Origin of the sequence: Methylobacterium sp. WL12 (assembly GCF_008039475.1) — a bacterium.
GTDB classification, from domain to species: domain Bacteria; phylum Pseudomonadota; class Alphaproteobacteria; order Rhizobiales; family Beijerinckiaceae; genus Methylobacterium; species Methylobacterium cerastii.
Genome location: NZ_VRUW01000004.1, coordinates 121899 through 139494, shown reverse-complemented (window position 1 = coordinate 139494; position 17596 = coordinate 121899). Strand labels below are relative to the sequence as shown.

General features: G+C 70.2%; 16 protein-coding genes. 4 read left to right on the top strand and 12 right to left on the bottom strand.

Going from position 1 to position 17596, the window contains the following annotated elements; all coding sequences use genetic code 11:
• The 8 genes from urtC to FV226_RS03375 all read right to left on the bottom strand — a co-directional run.
• Positions 1–1133, bottom strand: a 1133-nt coding sequence (gene urtC / locus FV226_RS03415; protein WP_147761807.1) for an urea ABC transporter permease subunit UrtC, incomplete at its 3' end; no start/stop codon positions are given.
• An 11-nt stretch (positions 1134–1144) separates the two neighbouring features.
• Positions 1145–2071, bottom strand: coding sequence for an urea ABC transporter permease subunit UrtB (gene urtB, locus FV226_RS03410; RefSeq protein WP_147761806.1), 927 nt, complete (start codon positions 2069–2071; stop codon positions 1145–1147).
• A gap of 263 nt (positions 2072–2334) precedes the next feature.
• Positions 2335–3603 (bottom strand): urea ABC transporter substrate-binding protein, encoded by a 1269-nt coding sequence (gene urtA, locus FV226_RS03400; RefSeq protein ID WP_147753752.1) that lies wholly within the window; start codon positions 3601–3603, stop codon positions 2335–2337.
• 165 nt (positions 3604–3768) lie between these two features.
• A complete protein-coding gene (locus tag FV226_RS03395) occupies positions 3769–4797 on the bottom strand; it encodes a DUF2125 domain-containing protein (protein WP_246691475.1) in 1029 nt (342 codons plus the stop codon).
• Positions 4798–5100: 303 nt separating this feature from the next.
• Positions 5101–5457 carry a hypothetical protein gene (locus tag FV226_RS03390; RefSeq protein WP_306422408.1) on the bottom strand — a complete coding sequence of 119 codons (357 nt, stop codon included), beginning with the start codon at positions 5455–5457 and terminating at the stop codon, positions 5101–5103.
• 217 nt (positions 5458–5674) lie between these two features.
• Complete coding sequence (locus FV226_RS03385) at positions 5675–6448, bottom strand: lysophospholipid acyltransferase family protein (RefSeq protein ID WP_147761804.1); 774 nt, start codon at positions 6446–6448, stop codon at positions 5675–5677.
• 113 nt (positions 6449–6561) lie between these two features.
• Positions 6562–8277: a gamma-glutamyltransferase gene (gene ggt, locus FV226_RS03380; RefSeq protein ID WP_147761803.1), complete on the bottom strand. Its 1716-nt coding sequence runs from the start codon at positions 8275–8277 to the stop codon at positions 6562–6564.
• An 88-nt stretch (positions 8278–8365) separates the two neighbouring features.
• Positions 8366–8845: a hypothetical protein gene (locus FV226_RS03375; protein ID WP_147761802.1), complete on the bottom strand. Its 480-nt coding sequence runs from the start codon at positions 8843–8845 to the stop codon at positions 8366–8368.
• 161 nt (positions 8846–9006) lie between these two features.
• On the opposite strand from FV226_RS03375, the gene FV226_RS03370 reads away from it, so the two are divergent.
• Together FV226_RS03370 and FV226_RS03365 are read left to right on the top strand one after the other, a co-directional pair.
• Positions 9007–9726: an NAD-dependent deacylase gene (locus tag FV226_RS03370; protein WP_147761801.1), complete on the top strand. Its 720-nt coding sequence runs from the start codon at positions 9007–9009 to the stop codon at positions 9724–9726.
• A gap of 251 nt (positions 9727–9977) precedes the next feature.
• On the top strand, positions 9978–10226 hold the full coding sequence (locus tag FV226_RS03365) for a hypothetical protein (RefSeq protein ID WP_147752198.1): 249 nt from the start codon (positions 9978–9980) through the stop codon (positions 10224–10226).
• Between the two features lie 507 nt (positions 10227–10733).
• Here the strand turns inward: FV226_RS03365 and FV226_RS03355 are convergent.
• The 3 genes from FV226_RS03355 to FV226_RS03345 form a co-directional block, all read right to left on the bottom strand.
• Positions 10734–11120 carry a hypothetical protein gene (locus FV226_RS03355; RefSeq protein ID WP_147752200.1) on the bottom strand — a complete coding sequence of 129 codons (387 nt, stop codon included), beginning with the start codon at positions 11118–11120 and terminating at the stop codon, positions 10734–10736.
• Positions 11121–11364: 244 nt separating this feature from the next.
• On the bottom strand, positions 11365–13704 hold the full coding sequence (locus FV226_RS03350; protein ID WP_147761799.1) for a xanthine dehydrogenase family protein molybdopterin-binding subunit: 2340 nt from the start codon (positions 13702–13704) through the stop codon (positions 11365–11367).
• On the bottom strand, positions 13701–14177 hold the full coding sequence (locus FV226_RS03345) for a (2Fe-2S)-binding protein (RefSeq protein WP_147752202.1): 477 nt from the start codon (positions 14175–14177) through the stop codon (positions 13701–13703). The genes FV226_RS03350 and FV226_RS03345 overlap by 4 nt, the downstream gene beginning before the upstream one ends.
• Positions 14178–14492: 315 nt before the next feature.
• Here FV226_RS03345 and FV226_RS03340 point away from each other — a divergent pair, with 315 nt between their 5' ends.
• Together FV226_RS03340 and FV226_RS03335 are read left to right on the top strand one after the other, a co-directional pair.
• The gene (locus FV226_RS03340; RefSeq protein WP_147752203.1) at positions 14493–14735 is read left to right on the top strand and encodes a type II toxin-antitoxin system prevent-host-death family antitoxin; all 243 of its coding nucleotides are present in this window, start codon (positions 14493–14495) and stop codon (positions 14733–14735) included.
• Positions 14735–15157: a type II toxin-antitoxin system VapC family toxin gene (locus tag FV226_RS03335; protein ID WP_147761798.1), complete on the top strand. Its 423-nt coding sequence runs from the start codon at positions 14735–14737 to the stop codon at positions 15155–15157. The genes FV226_RS03340 and FV226_RS03335 overlap by 1 nt, the downstream gene beginning before the upstream one ends.
• 114 nt (positions 15158–15271) lie before the next feature.
• Here the strand turns inward: FV226_RS03335 and FV226_RS03330 are convergent, their stop codons facing one another.
• Complete coding sequence (locus FV226_RS03330) at positions 15272–17260, bottom strand: potassium transporter Kup (protein ID WP_147761797.1); 1989 nt, start codon at positions 17258–17260, stop codon at positions 15272–15274.
• Positions 17261–17596 lie beyond the last annotated feature (336 nt).

Genomic DNA, 17596 nt, shown 5'->3' with positions numbered 1-17596 from the left:
GGCGGGGCGCGCAGACCCTTCACCCGGCGGGTGAGGCGGGGTTCGATGTGCTCGCGCCAGATGCCGGCGAGGCCGTTCGGGAAGGCGAGCACCACGGCGATGAACAGGGCGCCGAGGCCGAACAGCCACAGGTCGGGGAAGGATTCCGAGAAGCTGGTCTTGGCCCAGTTGACGAGCAGCGTGCCCCAGACCGCGCCGAACAGCGACATCCGCCCGCCGACGGCGGCGTAGATCACCATCTCGATCGAGGGCACGATGCCGACGAAGGACGGCGACATGAACCCGACCTGGAGGGTGAACATCGCGCCCCCGATCGCCGCGAAGGCGGCGGCGAGGCAGAAGGCGAAGACCTTGAACCCGGCGACCGAGTAGCCGGAGAACCGCACCCGGTCCTCCTTGTCGCGCATCGCGACGAGGATGCGCCCGAGCTTCGACTTCTTCACGAACTGCGCGATCAGGATGCAGCCGAGCAGCAGCCCGCCGTTGACGAAGTACAGGATGGTGTGGGCGCTGTCGGTGCGGATGTCCCAGCCGTGGAGGGTGCGCAGGTCGGTGATGCCGTTGATGCCGCCGGTGTAGCCCTGCTGCCCGACGATCAGGATGGTCAGGATCGCGGCGATCGCCTGGGTGATGATGGCGAAGTAGGTGCCGCCGACCCGGCGCTTGAACATCGCTGCCGAGATCGCGAAGGCGAACAGCACCGGCACCGCGACGACGAGGATCAAGGTCAGCGGCAGGCTCTGGAACGGCTTCCAGAACCACGGCAGTTCGGTGATCTGGTTCCAATCCATGAAGTCGGGGATGCCCGGCGTCGACTGGATCTTGGTGTTCGCGACGCTGGACGCCTCGAGCTTCAGGTACATCGCCATGCAGTAGCCGCCGAGGCCGAAGAAGCAGCCCTGGCCGAGCGACAGGATGCCGGCATAGCCCCAGCAGATGACGAGGCCGAGCGCCACGAAGGCGTAGGTGAGGTACTTGCCCACCAGGTTGAGCCGGAAGGCGTCGAGCAGGCTCGGCAGCACGACGAGGAGCACCAGAGCGAGAAGCGCGAGGCTCAGCCACTCGATCGGCTTCATGAACGGGTTGTCGTTCACGGTGACGGACTTGGTCAGGGTCTGGACGGGGTTCTTCATCGTCGAAATCCTCAGCGCCGGACCTTGAGGGTGAACAGGCCCTGCGGCCGCAGCATCAGGATGCCGACCACCGCGAGCAGGGTGAGCACCTTGGCCATCGAGCCGGAGAGGAAGAATTCCAGCGTCGACTGGGTCTGCGAGATCGAGAAGGCCGAGGCGATGGTGCCGAGCAGAGAGGCCGCCCCGCCGAACACGACGATCAGGAAGGTGTCGACGATGTAGAGCTGGCCCGAGGTCGGCCCCGTCGAGCCGATCATGGTGAAGGCCGAGCCGGCCACGCCCGCGATGCCGCAGCCGAGGCCGAAGGTGTAGCGGTCGACCTTCTCGGTATCGATGCCGACGGCGCCTGCCATCGGGCGGTTCGCCATCACTGCGCGAACCTGCTGGCCGAAGCGCGAGCGGTAGATCAGCAGCGCGACGCCGACCGTGATCAGCGTGGTGACAGCCATCACGAACAGGCCGTTGATCGGGATCTCGATGGACTCGGTGACCTGCACCGAGCCGATCAGCCAGGTCGGCAGCTCGACGCCGACCTCGCGCGCCCCGAAGATCGAGCGGTAGGCCTGCTGCAGGATCAGCGACAGGCCCCAGGTGGCGAGCAGCGTGTCGAGCGGGCGCTTGTAGAGGTGGCGGATCAGCGCCCACTCCACCAGCATCCCGAGCGCTCCCGAGGCGCAGAAGGCGAGCACCATCGCCAGGAAGAAGTAGCCCGGGAACAGGGCCGGCAGGTAGTTCTGGAAGAACGACGAGCACAGGTAGGTCATGTACGCGCCAAGGATCATGAACTCCCCGTGCGCCATGTTGATCACGCCCATCTGGCCGAAGATGATCGCCAGGCCGAGCGCCATCAGCACGTAGACGGAGAACAGGATCAGGCCGGCGAAGCCCTGCATCGCGAAGATCGCGCCGAGGTCGCCGAGGGAATAGTCACCGAACATCCGTGCGCTCCGAGCCGTCGGGAATGCCGGAGGGCCGTGGCCCGCCGCTTTGCGCGATCGCCGTCTCCCACCCTCCCACCTCGTCCTGAGGTGCCGGAGCGAAGCGGAGGCCTCGAAGGGGCCCTCCGGCGTGCTCGGCGACCCCTGGAGCCCTCCTTCGAGGCCCGCTGCCGCGGGCGCCTCAGGATGAGGTCGGGGGGATGAGTGATCGTCGAAAGGCCGTCTGCAAATCGCGCGCCGCGTCGGCGGCGCGCGGATGCGGCCTACTGGTAGCCCTTCGGGAACGGGTCCGGCTTGATCAGCTCGGGGCTGGTGTAGACGATCTCGAACTGGCCGTCGGGCTTGGCCTTGCCGACGCGGGTCTTCGACCAGAGGTGGTGGTTCGGGTCGATGCGGACGTAGCCTTCCGGCGCGCCCTTGAACTCGAGGTCGGGCGAGGCGGCGACGACCTTGTCGACGTCGAACGAGCCGGCCTTCTCGCAGGCCATCTTCCACAGGTAAGGCCCGAGGTAGGCGGCCTGGGTGACGTCGCCGATGACGGTCTTTTCGCCCCACATCTTCTTGAAGTCGGCAACGAACTTCTTGTTGTTGTCGTTCTCGATCGACTGGAAGTACTTCATGCACGAGTACGCCCCGGCGATGTTGTCGCCGCCGATGCCGTCGATCTCGTCCTCGGTGACCGAGATCGTCAGCAGCACCTGCTTCGAGAGGTCGATGCCGGAGGCCTTCAGCTGCTTGTAGAACGCCACGTTCGAGCCGCCGACCACGTCGGTGAAGATCACCTTCGGCTTGGTAAGCTTGATCTTGTTGATGACCGAGTTGAACTGCGTGTGGCCGAGCGGGAAGTACTCCTCGCCGACGACCTTGCCCTTGAGCACGTTCTCGACGTGCTTGCGGGCGATCTTGTTCGAGGTGCGCGGCCAGATGTAATCCGAGCCGACGAAGAAGAACGTGTCGCCGCCCTTCTCCTTGTGCACCCAGTCGAGACCCGCGAGGATCTGCTGCGTCGCCTCCTGGCCGGTGTAGAACACGTTCTTGGACTGCTCCAGGCCCTCGTAGAAGGTCGGGTAGTATAGGAGCCCGTTGTACTGCTCGAACACCGGCAGCACCGCCTTGCGCGAGGCGGAGGTCCAGCAGCCCATCACCGCCGCGCACTTGTCGTTGACCAGCAGCTTCTTGGCCTTCTCGGCAAACGTCGGCCAGTCGGAGGCGCCGTCCTCCTGGATGATCTTGATCTTGCGGCCGAGGATGCCGCCGGCCTCGTTGATCTGCGCGATGGCGAGCTTTTCCGCCTGCTGCGCGCCGGTCTCCGAGATCGCCATGGTGCCGGTGATCGAGTGGAGGATGCCGCAGGTCACCTCGGTGTCGGTGACGGCGAGGCCGGTGGTGCTCACCGCCGAGGTCGCCGGGCCGGCGGCGAAGGCGTTGCGCGGCAGGAGCGAGAGGGCCGGCGCGGCCGCCAGCCCCATGAGCAGCTTGCGCCGCAGCGGCGAGCGCAAGCCCCGGTTTAGATCGTGATCCCCGTCAGCCATCGTGCCTCACGCCTCGCATCTCGCGTCCGGCGGCTCATGGAACGGCCGCGGATCGTGGCGCAGGCTAGGGGCTCGGTCGCGTCGCGGCCTATACGCTGTTTTGCGTATGGCCGGCGCCGTGCGGGCGGCGCAGTCTGCTCCACCCTCGATGCCGGACGCGTGCGATCAGTACAGCGGCTGCAGCCGCACGTTCGGGATCGCGATCGGCCCGAACAGGATCCGGCCGTCGGCGAGCCGCAGCGGCGGCAGCGGCTTCAGCGCCACCTCGCCGGAGGCGTCGCCCGCACCGCCCTCGGGCTGGCGGCGCAGCCCGAGCAGGCCGCCGACGAGGTTGCCGACCAGCGCGCCGCGGTCGGCGCCGAAGCGCTGCCCGACCACCGCCGCGACCAGCGACTCGACGCCCGCCGCGCGCAGGTCGAGCTGCCCCTCGACGCGGTGGCCCTGGTCGATCCCGAGGCTGCCCTTCGCCTGCAGCCGGCGTTCGCCCTTGGCCAGCGCCAGGCTGGCGACGTCGAGGCTTCCGCCGGCCTGGCGCCAGCGCTCGAGTTCGCGCGCCACCGTGCCGGTGCCGAGGGTGGTCGCGCGGTCCACGGTGGCGTCGAGGGTGAGGTCGGCGGGGTCGGCGTTGCCGATCAGCGCATCCGCCATCGGGGCCAGGGCCTGCGACAGGCGCAGGCTGAGGTCTACGGCGCCGTCCGATTCGAAGCGTCCCGGCGTCGGGCGCGCATGCAGCTCGAGGTGGCGGGCGGAGACCGCGATCGGATCGGGCGTCGCGCCGGCCACCGTCACAGACGGCGCATCGACCACGAGCGAGGCCCGGACGAACCCGTCAGATGCGCCGTGGAAGCTGCCTTCCAGCATCGTCCAGGTCGCGTCGCCGACGAGGTCGCCCTGTTCCACGTGAAACGGGCCCTCGGCGAGCATCAGCACGTGGCGCGGCTGGTAGACCTGCGCGACCGCCGTCAGCGGGCCGAGCCGGAAGCGGCCGTCGGCGCGCGCGAGGCTGACCGAGCCGCAGCGCAGCTCGATTCGGAACGGATAGCCGCCGATCGACCGGTCGGCGCAGGTCCAGGTCCGTCCGGCGCTCGCCTCGCGGGCGATCCAGCCGTCCATCTCGGAGGCCGCCCGGCCGCGGACGTAGAACCAGCCCGCCGACCACAGCACCACCAGCGCCAGCAGCAGGATGTAGGGCATGAACAGGCCGCGCCGGGAGCGCGGCGCCCTCGGCGGCACCGCGGCGGGCTCGATGGGGGCTCGCCCCGAAGGATCTTGCCTTGCCGGATCCTGCATCGTTCGCTCCCCGCGCTCGCCCCATCGCAGGTTCGTCCGCGATCGTCCATGCCAGCGCAAGGCATGAGGGGAGGCTCGGGGCGAAACTGGGGCGTAGGCGGAGTCATGCCGAATCCGCATCACCCCACCGGACCGCGGATACGGCCTTCGCTCGATCGCGGGTGCGCCTGCCGGATGCACCGGCCGGCCCGATCGAGTGGAGGTGTTTCAGGCGTGCGCGGGGTCCGCGCTCTCCATCGAGAGGTCGTCGACGATCGCCTTGCGCTCGGCCTCGCCTTCGGCGAGCCGGTGCACGTGCATCTCCGTCGCGCCGCCCTTGCGGGCGCGGGCGAGCCAGGTGCGATGCAGGCGCTCGCGCGGGCTTTCACCGGAGGACGACACCGACACTAGCTCGGCGATGCCCGCGGGATCGCGGCGGACGGCGATCACCACCGCCTCGCCCATCTCGTCGAGCTCGGGCGCGCTGAGGTCATGCACGCCGACCACGTAGCGCCGTCCCGAACGCCCGCGCCAAGCGCTGAGCGCCAGGGCCGGGGTGCCGCGAAGGCCGGCGGTGGTCCTCAAGCGCTCTTCCCGCACGTCCCGTCTCCGTGTCCGCTCGTCCGTCAGGTCGCGGAGGGCCGCAGACCAGGACAGGGCTCTTTTGTTCGCCATTTGTTCCAACCTAGATCGGGCGCCGAGCGCCCGTCAAGCGATTCGTCTCGTGAGAACAAAATGGGAATTCAAAGGGCGTTTCACAATGTCCCGGTGGTGCCGTGGACGCAGGAATCGGCGTCCGACATCAGGCCGGGCGCGAGGTCTCGCGCTGTGGCTCGGGAGCCGTTCGGCCGGCCTGTCCAAGGTCGGCGCGTCCGGCGGCGAGCAGCGCGTTCGAGGCAGTCTCGATGCGATCCTGGACGAGGTCGAGGAAGTCCGCGCGCGCCAGGCCCGGCTGGATCGGCGGCAGGAACTCGATCACCGTGGTGCCGGGGCGGCGGACGAAGCTGCGGCGCGGCCAGTACAGGCCGGTGTTCAGCGCCACCGGCAGGCACGGCACGGAGAGCGCCGCGTAGAGGTGGGACAGGCCCTGCTTGTAGGCCGGGTCGGCGCCCGGCGCCGTCCGGGTGCCCTCGGGGAAGACGATGAGCTGGCGCCCCTGCGCGATCGCATCCGCCGCAGCCGCGTTCATCAGGCTCATGGCGCGCGCGCCCTTCGACCGGTCGATCGCCACCATGCCGCTGCGCGACAGGAACCAGCCGATCAGCGGGATGAACAGCAGCTCGCGCTTCAGCACGTAGGCGAATTCGGGAAACACCGTGCACAGGGCCAGGGTCTCCAGCGCCGACTGGTGCTTGGCGCCGACGAGCATCGCGCCGGCCGGGATGTTCTCCAGCCCGCGGAACTCGACCCGCGTGCCGGCGACCACGCGCAGCAGCCACAGCGTCACCCGCCCCCACAGCCGCGCCAGCCGCATCACCGCCCGCCCCGAGACCAGCGTCGGCAGCCCGCCGAACGCGATCAGCGTGGTGGCGGCGTAGAAGCAGAGGTTGAACGCGAGGGAGCGGACGGCGAGCATCGGGACCTTCTGTGACGATCCCCCTTTAACGCGCAGGCGCGGCCGGGGCCAAGGGCGCTCGGGCGTGACGCCTCAGGTTGTCTTGGGTCCTGCCTCAATACTCAGGCCTCACATCAATACTCCTCGGCCAGCGTGTCGCGCTGGCGCGGGTCGGCCGCTCCCGCGAGCAGGCCGCCGCTGCGCAGGATCGAGTTGGCCGAGCCCGAGTTCGCCCCCACCCTAACGTCGTGGCCCCGCGCCCGCAGCAGGGCGAGGGTGTCGGGCGAGAGACCCTGCTCGACGCGCAGCACGTCCGGTTTCCATTGGTGGTGGATGCGTGGCGCGGCGACGGCCTCCGCGAGGTTCATGCGGAAGTCGACCAGGTTGACGATCACCGCGAGCACCGTGGTGATGATGCGGCTGCCGCCGGGGCTGCCGGTGACGAGAGTGAGCTGCCCATCCCGGAACAGGAAGGTCGGCGTCATCGAGGAGAGCGGGCGGGCGCCCGGCGCCACCGCGTTGGCGTCGCCGCCGACGAGGCCGTAGGGGTTCTGGGTGCCGGCCTTGGCGGAGAAGTCGTCCATCTCGTTGTCGAGCAGCACGCCCGTGCCCTCGGCCACCAGCCCGACCCCGTAGGAGAAGTTCAGGGTGCAGGTGTTGGCGACCGCGTTGCCGGCCGCGTCCACCACCGAGTCATGCGTGGTCTGGTCGGGCTCCGGCGGCGGAGGGTCGCCGGCCGCGATGCTGTCGGCGGGCCGCGCCCGGTCCGGGTCGATCGCCCGGCGCAGCGTCGCCGCGTAGGGTTTCGCGGTGAGGCCCTGCACCGGCACGCGGACCCGGTCCGGGTCGCCGAGCCAGGTGGCGCGGTCGGCGTAGGCCGGCTTCATCGCCTCGGCCAGGGTGTGGATCGCGGCGGCGCTGCCCGCGCCCATCGCGGCGAGGTCGAAGCCCTCGAGGATGTTCAGGATTTCGATCAGGTGGACGCCCCCCGAGGAGGGCGGCGGCATCGAGACCACCTCGTAGCCGCGGTAGCTGCCGCGCACCGGCTGGCGGATCACCGGGCGGTAGGCGGAGAGGTCCGCCTCCGTCATCAGGCCGCCGGCCTCGCGCACGGCCGCCGCGATCCGCGCGGCGACTGGGCCGGCGTAGAACGCGTCCGGCCCGCCTTCGGCGATGGCGCGCAGCGTGCCCGCGAGGTCCGCCTGCACCAGGCTTTCGCCCCGGGGCAGGGGGGCGTCGACGCGAAAGAAGATCTTCCGGGTCGAGGGCCAGCGCCCGAGGAGGCCGGCCGAGCGCGGCAGGGAATCGGCGAGGCCGCCCGCGACCGGGATGCCGCCGCGGGCCAGCGCCTCGGCCGGCGCGATCAGCTCGGCGAGCGACAGCGTGCCCGATCCGTAGAGGCGGTGCGCCTCCGCCAGCCCCCGCACCGTGCCCGGTACGCCGACGGCCTTTCCGCCGCGCCGCGAGGCGTCCCGGTCCGGCTCGCCGCCGGGCGCCAGGAACATGTCGGCGGTGGCGGCCCTCGGCGCGGTCTCGCGGTAGTCGATCGCCACGGTCTCGTGCCGGTCGGCCAGGTGCACCATCATGAACCCGCCGCCGCCGAGGTTGCCCGCCTGCGGCAGGGTCACCGCCAGCGCGAAGCCGACCGCGACCGCGGCGTCGACCGCGTTGCCGCCGCGCCGGAGGATCTCGACGCCGACGCGCGTCGCCTGGGCCTCCTGACTCGCGACCATGCCGTGCGCCGCCAGAACCGGCAGCATCCGCGTGTCGTCGGAGGGGATCGGCGGCGCAGGGCTCTGCGCGGAGGGGGGACCGGCGAGCGCGAGCAGGACGGCGCGGGTCGATCTCATGCCACCGTGGATAGCACAGCCGCGGCCACGCGGCAGGCGCCGGCGCTTCGCCCCGGCGGCGGGTTCCGCGAGGCCCGTCTTGGGACGTTTACGCCGGCCGTCCGGCGCTTCGCCCCGCGATCAGCCAGTAGACGAGCCCGGCGCCGGCACCGGCCAGGAACAGGATCGCGGTGACGCGCGCCTCCGCCGCCAGCGCCGCGACGCAGGGGCGCACGGCCCCGCGCACGAGCCAGGGCAAGGCGGCGGTGACGAGGCCGCAGCCGGCGCCGTACCAGAGGAGGCCGCGCCACCGCAGGGTCTCGCCGACGAGCGCGACGAGGGCGGGCGGCACCGCCAGCAGCACGAAGGACGCCTTCGCCAGCCCCGCGACGATGAGCGCGACGCCCTCCGGCGGCAGGCCGGCGGCGAGGTCCGACAGGCCGGCATGAAGCCCGGCCAGCGCTCCTTGCGTCAGCCAGACGCTGGCAACCGGATCGAGCACGAGGGCGCCTAGCAGGATCGCGGCCCCGGCCGGGATCGCGAGGAGCAGGGCGAGGAAGCCGAGGAGGAGGCGGCTAAGGAAGCGCATCGGCGCGTTATAGCCCGGCTTGTCCGCCGGGACGGCATCGCCCTGAAGGCGGTGCCGTCGGGTGGCCTCCGCCGAGCCTCGCCGCGCGCGGCCGGCCCGCCGCGCACCAGCGCTGAGGTTCCGAGGTGAGGTTCGGGTCGGACGGGTGTAATCTCGCGCCCATGTTCGAACGCAAGCCTCCGAAGAACGTCTTCGTCCTCACCGGAGCCGGGGTGTCGGCCGAGAGCGGGCTCGGCACGTTCCGGGACCGTGGCGGGATGTGGGCGCGGTTCGATCCGATGCGGCTCGCGACGCCCGAGGCCTTCGCAGCCGACCCCGACACCGTCATCGACTTCTACAACCTGCGCCGGCGCGGGGTGGTCGCGGCCGCGCCGAACCCGGCCCACGTCGCGCTGGCCCGGGCCGAGGCGGCGTTGGGCGAGCGCGGCGGGCGGCTGTTCCTGTGCACCCAGAACGTCGACGACCTGCACGAGCGGGCGGGCTCGCGCACCGTCGTGCACATGCACGGCGAACTCCTGAAGGGCCGCTGCACGGCCTGCGGCGGCACGTTCGCCTGCCCCGGCGACCTCCACGTCGCCGACGCCTGCCCGCTCTGCGGCGCCGTCGGCACGTCGCGGCCCGACGTGGTCTGGTTCGGCGAGATGCCCCACCACCTCGACGCGATCCAGGCGGCGCTCTCGACCGCCGACCTGTTCGTCGCGATCGGCACCTCGGGCGCCGTCTACCCGGCGGCCGGCTATGTGCGGCACGCGCGAGCGCAGGGCATCCCGACCTGCGAGCTCAACGCCGAGCCGTCCGACAACACGGACGCGTTCGACGAGGCCCGCTACGGCCCGGCGAGCGAGACGGTGCCGGCCTACTTCGCCGCCCTCGTCTCGTGATCCGATGCATCGGGCCAGAAAACTAGGCAGAATAACGCCGGGCGATTCAGCAGCGCACTGAAAAACCACGCGAATTGCTTTCGGAAACTCAAGTCCAGCTTGCGCGCAATCGGACTTTCTTCGGCGAATCACGCTGGATCGCGCTGTCAAGACATGGACGCTCACGACGCTGTGGGTACAATGGACAAGCTTGGTGCGGTCGCCGCGGCGCGCACCGGCGTTCGATGAAGCCACACGGGAGCCAACAACCCATGCAGAACTTCACGGTCACGGCCCGCGAGCGCGACACGGTCCTGGCGGCCCTGCGCTACTACCAGTTCTACCGGATGCAGGGTCACCCGTTCGATCCCCGGCAGGACCATCTCATCGACGCGATCGCCGCCGAGACCGGCGACGCCCTCGACGTCGCCGAGATCGACGACCTCTGCGCCGGCCTCAACGGCAACGCGCACGCCCTCGGCGCCACCGCCGCCCGCATCACCTTCGACGCGATCGCCTGACGACGCCCCCGCGGGGCGAGGACGCGCTCTCCGCCCCCCGGCCATGCACCACGCTCGGTGCTCCCTGCGCGCTCGCAGGCTCTAACCTTCGTGCAGCGCCCCGCACCTTACGCACAGTCGCACACAGGCTGCGCGCCACCCGCCCTTCCTCCCGGATGGGGCATAGGACTCACACATCCCTGCTTGTGGCAGTTCGATGTGCGCGCATCCCCTCGCCCCGCCTGCGGGGAGAGGGCTTTGCCGACCTCGTCGTCGGCAAAGCGAGGCGGCAGCCGAAGGTGAGGGGGCTGCCACGGAGGAACCACATCCGTACGCGCCCCCTCACCGTCGCTTCGGCTTCGCCTCCGCTCCCCGGCTGCACGACTTGGTGCAGCCGGACCTCTCCCCGCGTGTGGGGAGCGGGGACCCGCGCCATACCCGCAACTTGAGCCGGATCCATCTGCGGCAGTCCCGTCGATCCACTGACCTTTGTCGGTGCAGCGTCCGACGTTCGTGAACGCGATACGCCTACGGAGCCGACTTGAGCTGGCCCTCGGCGCGCGTCACCGCGGCGTCGCAGGCCTTGGCGTCGCCCTTGGCGTCGGCGGTGCGGGCCTCGTCGAGGGCGACCTTGGCCTGCTGGGCGGCGTCGGCGCCCTTGCCGGCCTCGGCCGACTTCTCCGGGGGGGCCTGCGGCGACTGGCCGGGGGCGGTCCCCTCCGTGCCGGTCACGCCCTCGCCGCCGCGCTTGGCGGCGGCACCCTGGCCGCTGGTCGAAGCCGAGATCGCGGCCGTCGCCTCCGCCTTCACCCGCTTGTCGAGGCCGTCGATCCGCTCGGAACAGGGCGAGGCCGAGGCGGATGCGATCAGGGCGGGCGCCGCGAGCAGGGCGGCGAGGTACGCGAGACGCGTCATCGAATGGAATCTCCGGTGTCTTCGAGCCGAACGGGGGAGCCGAACGGCTTGCCGACGGAAACGCGGCATCCGCCGGCAAGGCTCCCCTGAAAGGCGGCCCTTACGACAGATGACGCCTTGAAAACGCGCTTCGCAGGCGACGCGCCGTCGCAAGAACGCCGAAGGGCCCGCTCTTCCGGTTGAAGAGGGGCCCCTCGGTCGTCCAATCCGTCACCGCGCCGTCGGGCGGCGCGGGTCCGCCGGCTCAGGCGCTGAGCTGGTCGCGGATCGGTAGCTGGCGCACGCGGCGCCCGGTGGCGGCGAACACCGCGTTGGCGATGGCCGGCGCCACCGGTGGAACGCCGGGCTCCCCGACGCCGCCGAGCGGGCCGTCCCAGGTGCCCGAGTTGACGAGGTGCACGCGGATCACCTTCGGGGCGGCGTCGATCCGAATGATCTCGTAGCCGTCGAAGTTGTTCTGTTGCGCCCGGCCGTTCTTGAAGGTGATCTCGGAGGTGAGCGCGAGGCCCATCCCCATCACCACGGCGCCTTCCATCTGCGAGCGGATGCGCTCCGGGTTGACCTGAGGCCCGCAATCGATCGCGATGTCGACGGCCACCACCTTCACACCGCCCTTCGGGTCGACCTCGACCTCGGCCGCGACCGCGGTGTGGGTGACGAAGCTGTAGTGACCCGCGAGCCCGAGGCCCCGGCCCTTCTCCAGCTTGCGGCCCCAGCCGGCACCGCCGGCGGCGGTCTCGATCACCCGGCGCAGGCGCCCGGTGTCGATCGGGTAGAGCTTGGGGTCCTCGCCGTGATTCCACACGTCGCCGATCGTCGTCGGATCGATCTTGCGCGCCGGCCCGATCAGATCGAGCAGGTAGTCCTTCGCGTCGCGTCCCGCAGCGTGCGCCAGCTCCGCCACGAACGACTGGATCGCGAAGGCGTGCGGGATGTTCGAGACTGAGCGGAACCAGCCGATCCGGACGTGGGCGGCCGCCTCCGGGTTCTCCAGCCGGATGTTCGGCACCGCGAACGGCGTGTTGACCAGGCCCATCCCAAGTTCGAACGGCAGCTCGTGCTTCGGGTCGGGCGCGAAGATCGAGCCGATCGTCGGCGCCGCCGAGCGGTGGAGCCAGGCCACCGGCATGCCCTTGTCGTCGAGGCCCGCCTCGAGGTGCTCGGCCGAGATGGTGTGGTAGTAGCCGTGGTGGATGTCGTCCTCGCGGGTCCAGGTGAGCTTCACCGGCGCGCCTCCGACCTCGCGCGAGCAGAGCGCCGCCTCGACCACGTAGTCGGGCTTGGACTTGCGGCCGAAGCCGCCGCCCAGCAGCGTCACGTTCACCCGCACCTTGTCGGCGGGCAGGCCGAGCGCCTTGACCAGCCGGTCGTGGGCGGCCTGCGGACCCTGCGTGCAGGCCCAGGCCTCGCACGCGCCGTCCTTCACCTGCACCACGGCGGCCGGCGGCTCCATCGGAGCCTGGACGAGGTGGGGCACGAAGTAGTCGGCCGTGAGCTTCGTCTTGGCCTTGGCCATCGCCCCGTCGACGTCGCCCTGGTTGCGCACGACCTTGCCGGGTGCGCGCGACGCCTTCTCGAGCTCGGTGCGGAACGCGTCGGTGTCGTAGCCGGCGTTCGGGCCGTCGTCCCAGACGATCTTCAGGGCCTCGCGGCCCTTCATCGCCGCCCAGGTGTTCTTGGCCACCACGGCGACGCCGCCGAGCGGCATGAACTCGGACGGGATCGCCCCGCCGTCGATCTTGAACACCTTCACGACACCGGGGACCTTCTTGGTCTCGGTGTCGTCGTACGAGACGACCTTGCCGCCGTAGACGGCCGGGCGCGCGACCAGGGCGTACAGCATGCCCTCGCGCTTCGTGTCGAGGCCGTAGACGGCCTTGCCGGTGGTGATGTCGCGGTTGTCGATGATGCCGATCTGGCCCTTGCCGATGTAGCGGAAGGCCTTGGGGTCCTTCAGCACCACGCTCTCGCGGGCCGGCACCGGCAGCTCCGCCGCGGCGGCCGCGACCTCGCCGTAGCCGAGCGTACGCTTCGACTTGGCGTGCGCCAGCACGTGGTTCTCGGCCGTGACCTCGGAGGCCGGCACGTTCCACTGCTTGGCGGCCGCCTGGATCAGCATGAGCCGGGCCGCGGCGCCCGCATGGCGGAAATGCTGGAAGAAGTGGCGCAGGCTCCGCGAGCCGTCGGTGTCCTGGTTGCCGAAGCGCTCCTCGTCGCCCCAGGCCTGGACCACGCCGACCTTCGACCAGTCGGCCTCGAGCTCGTCGGCGACCACGAAGGCCACCGAGGTGCGCACGCCTTGGCCCATGTCGGAGCGGTGGTTGGTCACGGTCACACGGCCGTCGGCGGCGATCGCCACGAAGATCTTCGGGTCGTCGCGCCAGCCGTGCGGCATGCCGTCGGCGCCGAACTTCGGCGGCTCGTCCTTGGCGGCCTCGGCCTTGGCCGTGCCGCGCAGGTTCACCGCGAGCACGAAGGCGCCCAGGCCACCGAGGATGGTGCGGCGGCTGACGTTGGCGATCAGCGGCGTCCGGGTCGGCGTCTCGGCCGCAAGCTCGGCCATCATCTTGGCGTCGTGGATCACAGGCGCTCTCCCTTGGTGGCGGGCGCCTGGCCGGCGGCCTGGTGGATCGCGGCGCGGATGCGCGGGTAGGTGCCGCAGCGGCAGATGTTGCCGCTCATCTGCTCGTCGATCTGCGCGTCGGTGGGCTTGGGCGTGTCCTTCAGCAGCGAGGCCGCCTGCATGATCTGGCCGCACTGGCAGTAGCCGCACTGCGCCACGTTGAGGTCGCGCCAGGCCACCTGCACCGGATGGTTGCCGTCGGGCGAGAGCCCTTCGATGGTGGTCACCGCCTGGTCGGCCGCGGCCGAGATCGGGGTGGTGCAGGACCGGGTGGCGGTGCCGCCGAGGTGGATCGTGCAGGCGCCGCACAGCGACTGGCCGCAGCCGAACTTTGTGCCGACCAGCCCGAGCTCGTCGCGCAGGTACCAGAGCAGCGGCATGTCGGGATCGCCGTCGAAGCTGCGTGGCGCTCCGTTCACCGTCAGTTTGATCATTCGCAAAGGTCCTGTCTGAACGCGGATCGCGTCGGGAGGGCTCGACGGCTCGGGTGGGATGCAAGGCCCGCCGAACCGCGACGCCCCCCGGGTCCGCACGTCGTTCTCAGAATGAATCCAATTTACGGCATGCCCGCTCCGCGGTGCAACGCGGGCAAACGACCGCACGCGACGCGAGCCCGGCGCCGGGGGCATGCCGTGTGCGGTGGCGCACGCGATGGGAATCGGGCTTTGAGATCGTCTGGAAGATTGTCGCCATGCGGCTCTTGGACTAAATGACTATCTGAATAGTCATGAAGGTGGGTGGAGGTTTCTATGGCGACGGTCAGCCTTGCCGAAGCGAAGGCGCATCTCAGCGCCCTCGTCGATAGGGTCATCGCAGGTGAAGCCGTCACCATCACCCGCCGCGGACGAGAAGTCGTGCGGCTGAGCGCCGTGTCGGAACCGAAGCGGAAGGTCGATCTCGACGCCCTGAGAGCGGTCACGGCACAGATGCCGTTCCAAGACGAAGGTGCAGCAGACTTCATTCGGGCGATGCGCGACGACGAGCGCTATTGATGCCCTATCTCGATACGTCCGTCCTGGTTGCAGCGCTGACTACCGAAGCGAACACGGGACGGATGCAAGAATGGCTCGCCGCCCAGAGGGCCGACGACCTTGCCATCAGTGCTTGGGTCGCAACGGAATTCTCGGCAGCGCTTTCGATCAAGGTCCGAACAGGCGCAATCGATGGAGTGCGGCGATCCGTGGCGCTTGCCGCTTTCGCACAGCTTTCGTCCGCCTCGTTCCGAATGTTGCCTGTGACCGGAGCGACGTTTCGATCCGCAGCGCGATTCGCCGATCAGGCGCGGCTGGGCCTACGAGCGGGCGATGCCTTGCACCTCGCGATCGTCATGGACGAAGGCCTGGTTCTCGCCACGCTCGACAAGCGCCTGGCGGAAGCCGGCGTGGCTCTGGGCGTGCCGACCGACCTTCTCTGACGGCAGCCTCGCTCTGACGGCAGCCTCGCTCTGACGGCAGCCTCGCTCTGACGGCAGCCTCGCTCCGACCGGCAAGCCTCGCTCTGACCGGCAAGCGTCGGATGGCACCAAGCCTCAGACCGTGACCTGCGTCCCGACCTCCACGACCCGGCCCGTCGGGATCTGGAAGAAGTCCGTCGCGTCGTTGGCGTTCTTGGCCAGGGTGATGAAGATCCGGTCCTGCCACAGCGGCATCCCGGAATGGGCGGCGGGGCGGATCGAGCGGCGCGACAGGAAGAACGACGTCGCCATGATGTCGAACTTGAAGCCCTGCTTGCGCAACAGCACGAGGGTCTTGGGGATGTTCGGCGTCTCCATGTAGCCGAACTTCATCACGACCTTGAAGAAGCCCGGCCCGATCGGCTCGAGCCGCACCCGGTCCGGTCCGTTGGCGCGGGGGGTGTCGACGGTCTCGACCGTGAGGATGACGTTCTTCTCGTGCAGCACCTTGTTGTGCTTGAGGTTGTGCAGCAGCGCCGCCGGCGCGATCTCGGGGTCGCTGGTGAGGAACACCGCGGTGCCGCGCACGTGGTGCGGCGGGCTCTTCTCCAGCATGCCGACGAGTTCGAGGATCGGCACGTCGGTCTTGCGGGTCTTGTTGAACAGGATCGTGACGCCCCGCACCCAGGTCCACATCAGCACGATCAGCCCTGCGGCCAGCAGCAGCGGCACGTAGCCGCCTTCCAGCACCTTGAGCAGGTTCGAGAGCAGGAACAGGAACTCGATGACGATGAACGGCAGCATCAGGGCGGCGGCTGCCACCGGCGACCAGCGCCACAGCCGCCAGACCACGAGGAAGGTCATGCTCGCGGTGAGCAGCATCGTACCGGTGACCGCGATGCCGTAGGCGGAGGCCAGGGCCGAGGACGAGCGGAACACCACCGCCAGCACCACGACGCCGACCATCAGCAGCACGTTGATCTGCGGCAGGAAGATCTGCCCCGAATGCGACTCGGAGGTGTGGCGGATCTCAAGCCGCGGCAGCAGCCCGAGCTGGATCGCCTGCCGGGACAGCGAGAACGCCCCGGTGATCACCGCTTGGCTCGCGGTGACGGTGGCCAGCGTCGCGAGGATCACCATCGGCAGCAGCGCCCATTCGGGAAACAGCTGGAAGAAGGGGTCCGTGGTGTCGGGCTTCTCCAGCACCAGGGCCGCCTGGCCGAGATAGTTCAGCGCCAGCGACGGGAAGACCAGGCCGATCCAGGCGATCTGGATCGGACGCCGTCCGAAATGCCCGAGGTCGGCGAACAGCGCCTCCGCGCCGGTGACGGCCAGGAACACCGCGCCCAGCGCCACGAGCGCGCCGGTGCCGTGGCCGAGCAGGTAGTGCACGGCGTACCACGGGTTCAGCGCCTTGAAGACCGCGAGGTTTCCGACGATGTGCGGCACGGCCGCCAACGCCAGGGCCGCGAACCACACCACCATCACCGGGCCGAAGAAGGCGGCGACCTTGCTGGTGCCGCGACTCTGCACGAGGAACAGCGCCAGGATGATCGCCACGGTGATCGGCAGCACCGAGCCCTCGAAGGCCGGCGTGACGAGCTTCAAACCCTCCACCGCCGAGAGCACCGAGATCGCCGGGGTGATCACCGCGTCGCCGTAGAACAGGGCCGCGCCGAGCAGGCCGAGGGCGAACACGATCCGCGATCCGCCGAGCGCCTTCCGCGCCAGCGCCATCAGCGAGAGGATGCCGCCCTCGCCGTTGTTGTCCATGCGCAGCAGGATCGCGACGTACTTCACCGTCACGATCAGGAACAGCGCCCACAGGATCAGCGAGGCGGTGCCGAGCACCTCCTCGGGCAGCAGGATGTTGTCGTAGCGGGCCGGCACCAGCGCCTCGCGGAAGGCGTAGAGCGGGCTGGTGCCGATGTCGCCGTAGACCACGCCGACCGAGCCGACCGCCAGCGTCCACAGCCCCGGGGCGGCATGGCCCTGGCTCTGCCCCTCGACGGGATCGAGGGTGCCGGCCGGCAGGCTCGCGGCCCCAGTCGCGGCCGCCGCGGGTTTGTCCGGCACGGCGCCGGGCTGAGCGGCAGGACCGCTCGGTGTGGCAGGGTGTGTCATCGGGTGCGTTCGAGGCTCAGGCCTGCGCGGCGTTTCGCGGTGTGACGCATCGAAGGTCCCACCGGAGGATGCGACCGCGTGCGTGAAATGAACCCGCGCGGTCGCGGGGCCCGCCGCTCACGGGGCCTTCGAGGCCCTGCTATCACGCCGGCGCCCGAGCGGGAACAGGGCGGTTCCCAAGCCGCTCTTCCTTCCCCCCTCTGCGGGGGAGGGTGGCCCGCGCAGCGGGTCTGGAGAGGGGAGCGTGTTGTCCGGAAAGGTCACTCCCCTCTCCCGACCCTCGCTGACGCGAGGTCTACCCTCCCCCGCAGAGGGGGGAGGGAAGAGCGCGCGCGT

What these genes read in the sequence shown, in the direction of transcription:
- urtB (WP_147761806.1), bottom strand. Translation starts at nt 2,071, where the DNA reads ATGTTCGGTGACTATTCCCTCGGCGACCTCGGCGCGATCTTCGCGATG.
- urtA (WP_147753752.1), bottom strand. Translation starts at nt 3,603, where the DNA reads ATGGCTGACGGGGATCACGATCTAAACCGGGGCTTGCGCTCGCCGCTG.
- FV226_RS03395 (WP_246691475.1), bottom strand. Translation starts at nt 4,797, where the DNA reads ATGCCCTACATCCTGCTGCTGGCGCTGGTGGTGCTGTGGTCGGCGGGC.
- FV226_RS03385 (WP_147761804.1), bottom strand. Translation starts at nt 6,448, where the DNA reads ATGCTCGCCGTCCGCTCCCTCGCGTTCAACCTCTGCTTCTACGCCGCC.
- ggt (WP_147761803.1), bottom strand. Translation starts at nt 8,277, where the DNA reads ATGAGATCGACCCGCGCCGTCCTGCTCGCGCTCGCCGGTCCCCCCTCC.
- FV226_RS03375 (WP_147761802.1), bottom strand. Translation starts at nt 8,845, where the DNA reads ATGCGCTTCCTTAGCCGCCTCCTCCTCGGCTTCCTCGCCCTGCTCCTC.
- FV226_RS03370 (WP_147761801.1), top strand. Translation starts at nt 9,007, where the DNA reads ATGTTCGAACGCAAGCCTCCGAAGAACGTCTTCGTCCTCACCGGAGCC.
- FV226_RS03365 (WP_147752198.1), top strand. Translation starts at nt 9,978, where the DNA reads ATGCAGAACTTCACGGTCACGGCCCGCGAGCGCGACACGGTCCTGGCG.
- FV226_RS03355 (WP_147752200.1), bottom strand. Translation starts at nt 11,120, where the DNA reads ATGACGCGTCTCGCGTACCTCGCCGCCCTGCTCGCGGCGCCCGCCCTG.
- FV226_RS03345 (WP_147752202.1), bottom strand. Translation starts at nt 14,177, where the DNA reads ATGATCAAACTGACGGTGAACGGAGCGCCACGCAGCTTCGACGGCGAT.
- FV226_RS03340 (WP_147752203.1), top strand. Translation starts at nt 14,493, where the DNA reads ATGGCGACGGTCAGCCTTGCCGAAGCGAAGGCGCATCTCAGCGCCCTC.
- FV226_RS03335 (WP_147761798.1), top strand. Translation starts at nt 14,735, where the DNA reads ATGCCCTATCTCGATACGTCCGTCCTGGTTGCAGCGCTGACTACCGAA.
- FV226_RS03330 (WP_147761797.1), bottom strand. Translation starts at nt 17,260, where the DNA reads ATGACACACCCTGCCACACCGAGCGGTCCTGCCGCTCAGCCCGGCGCC.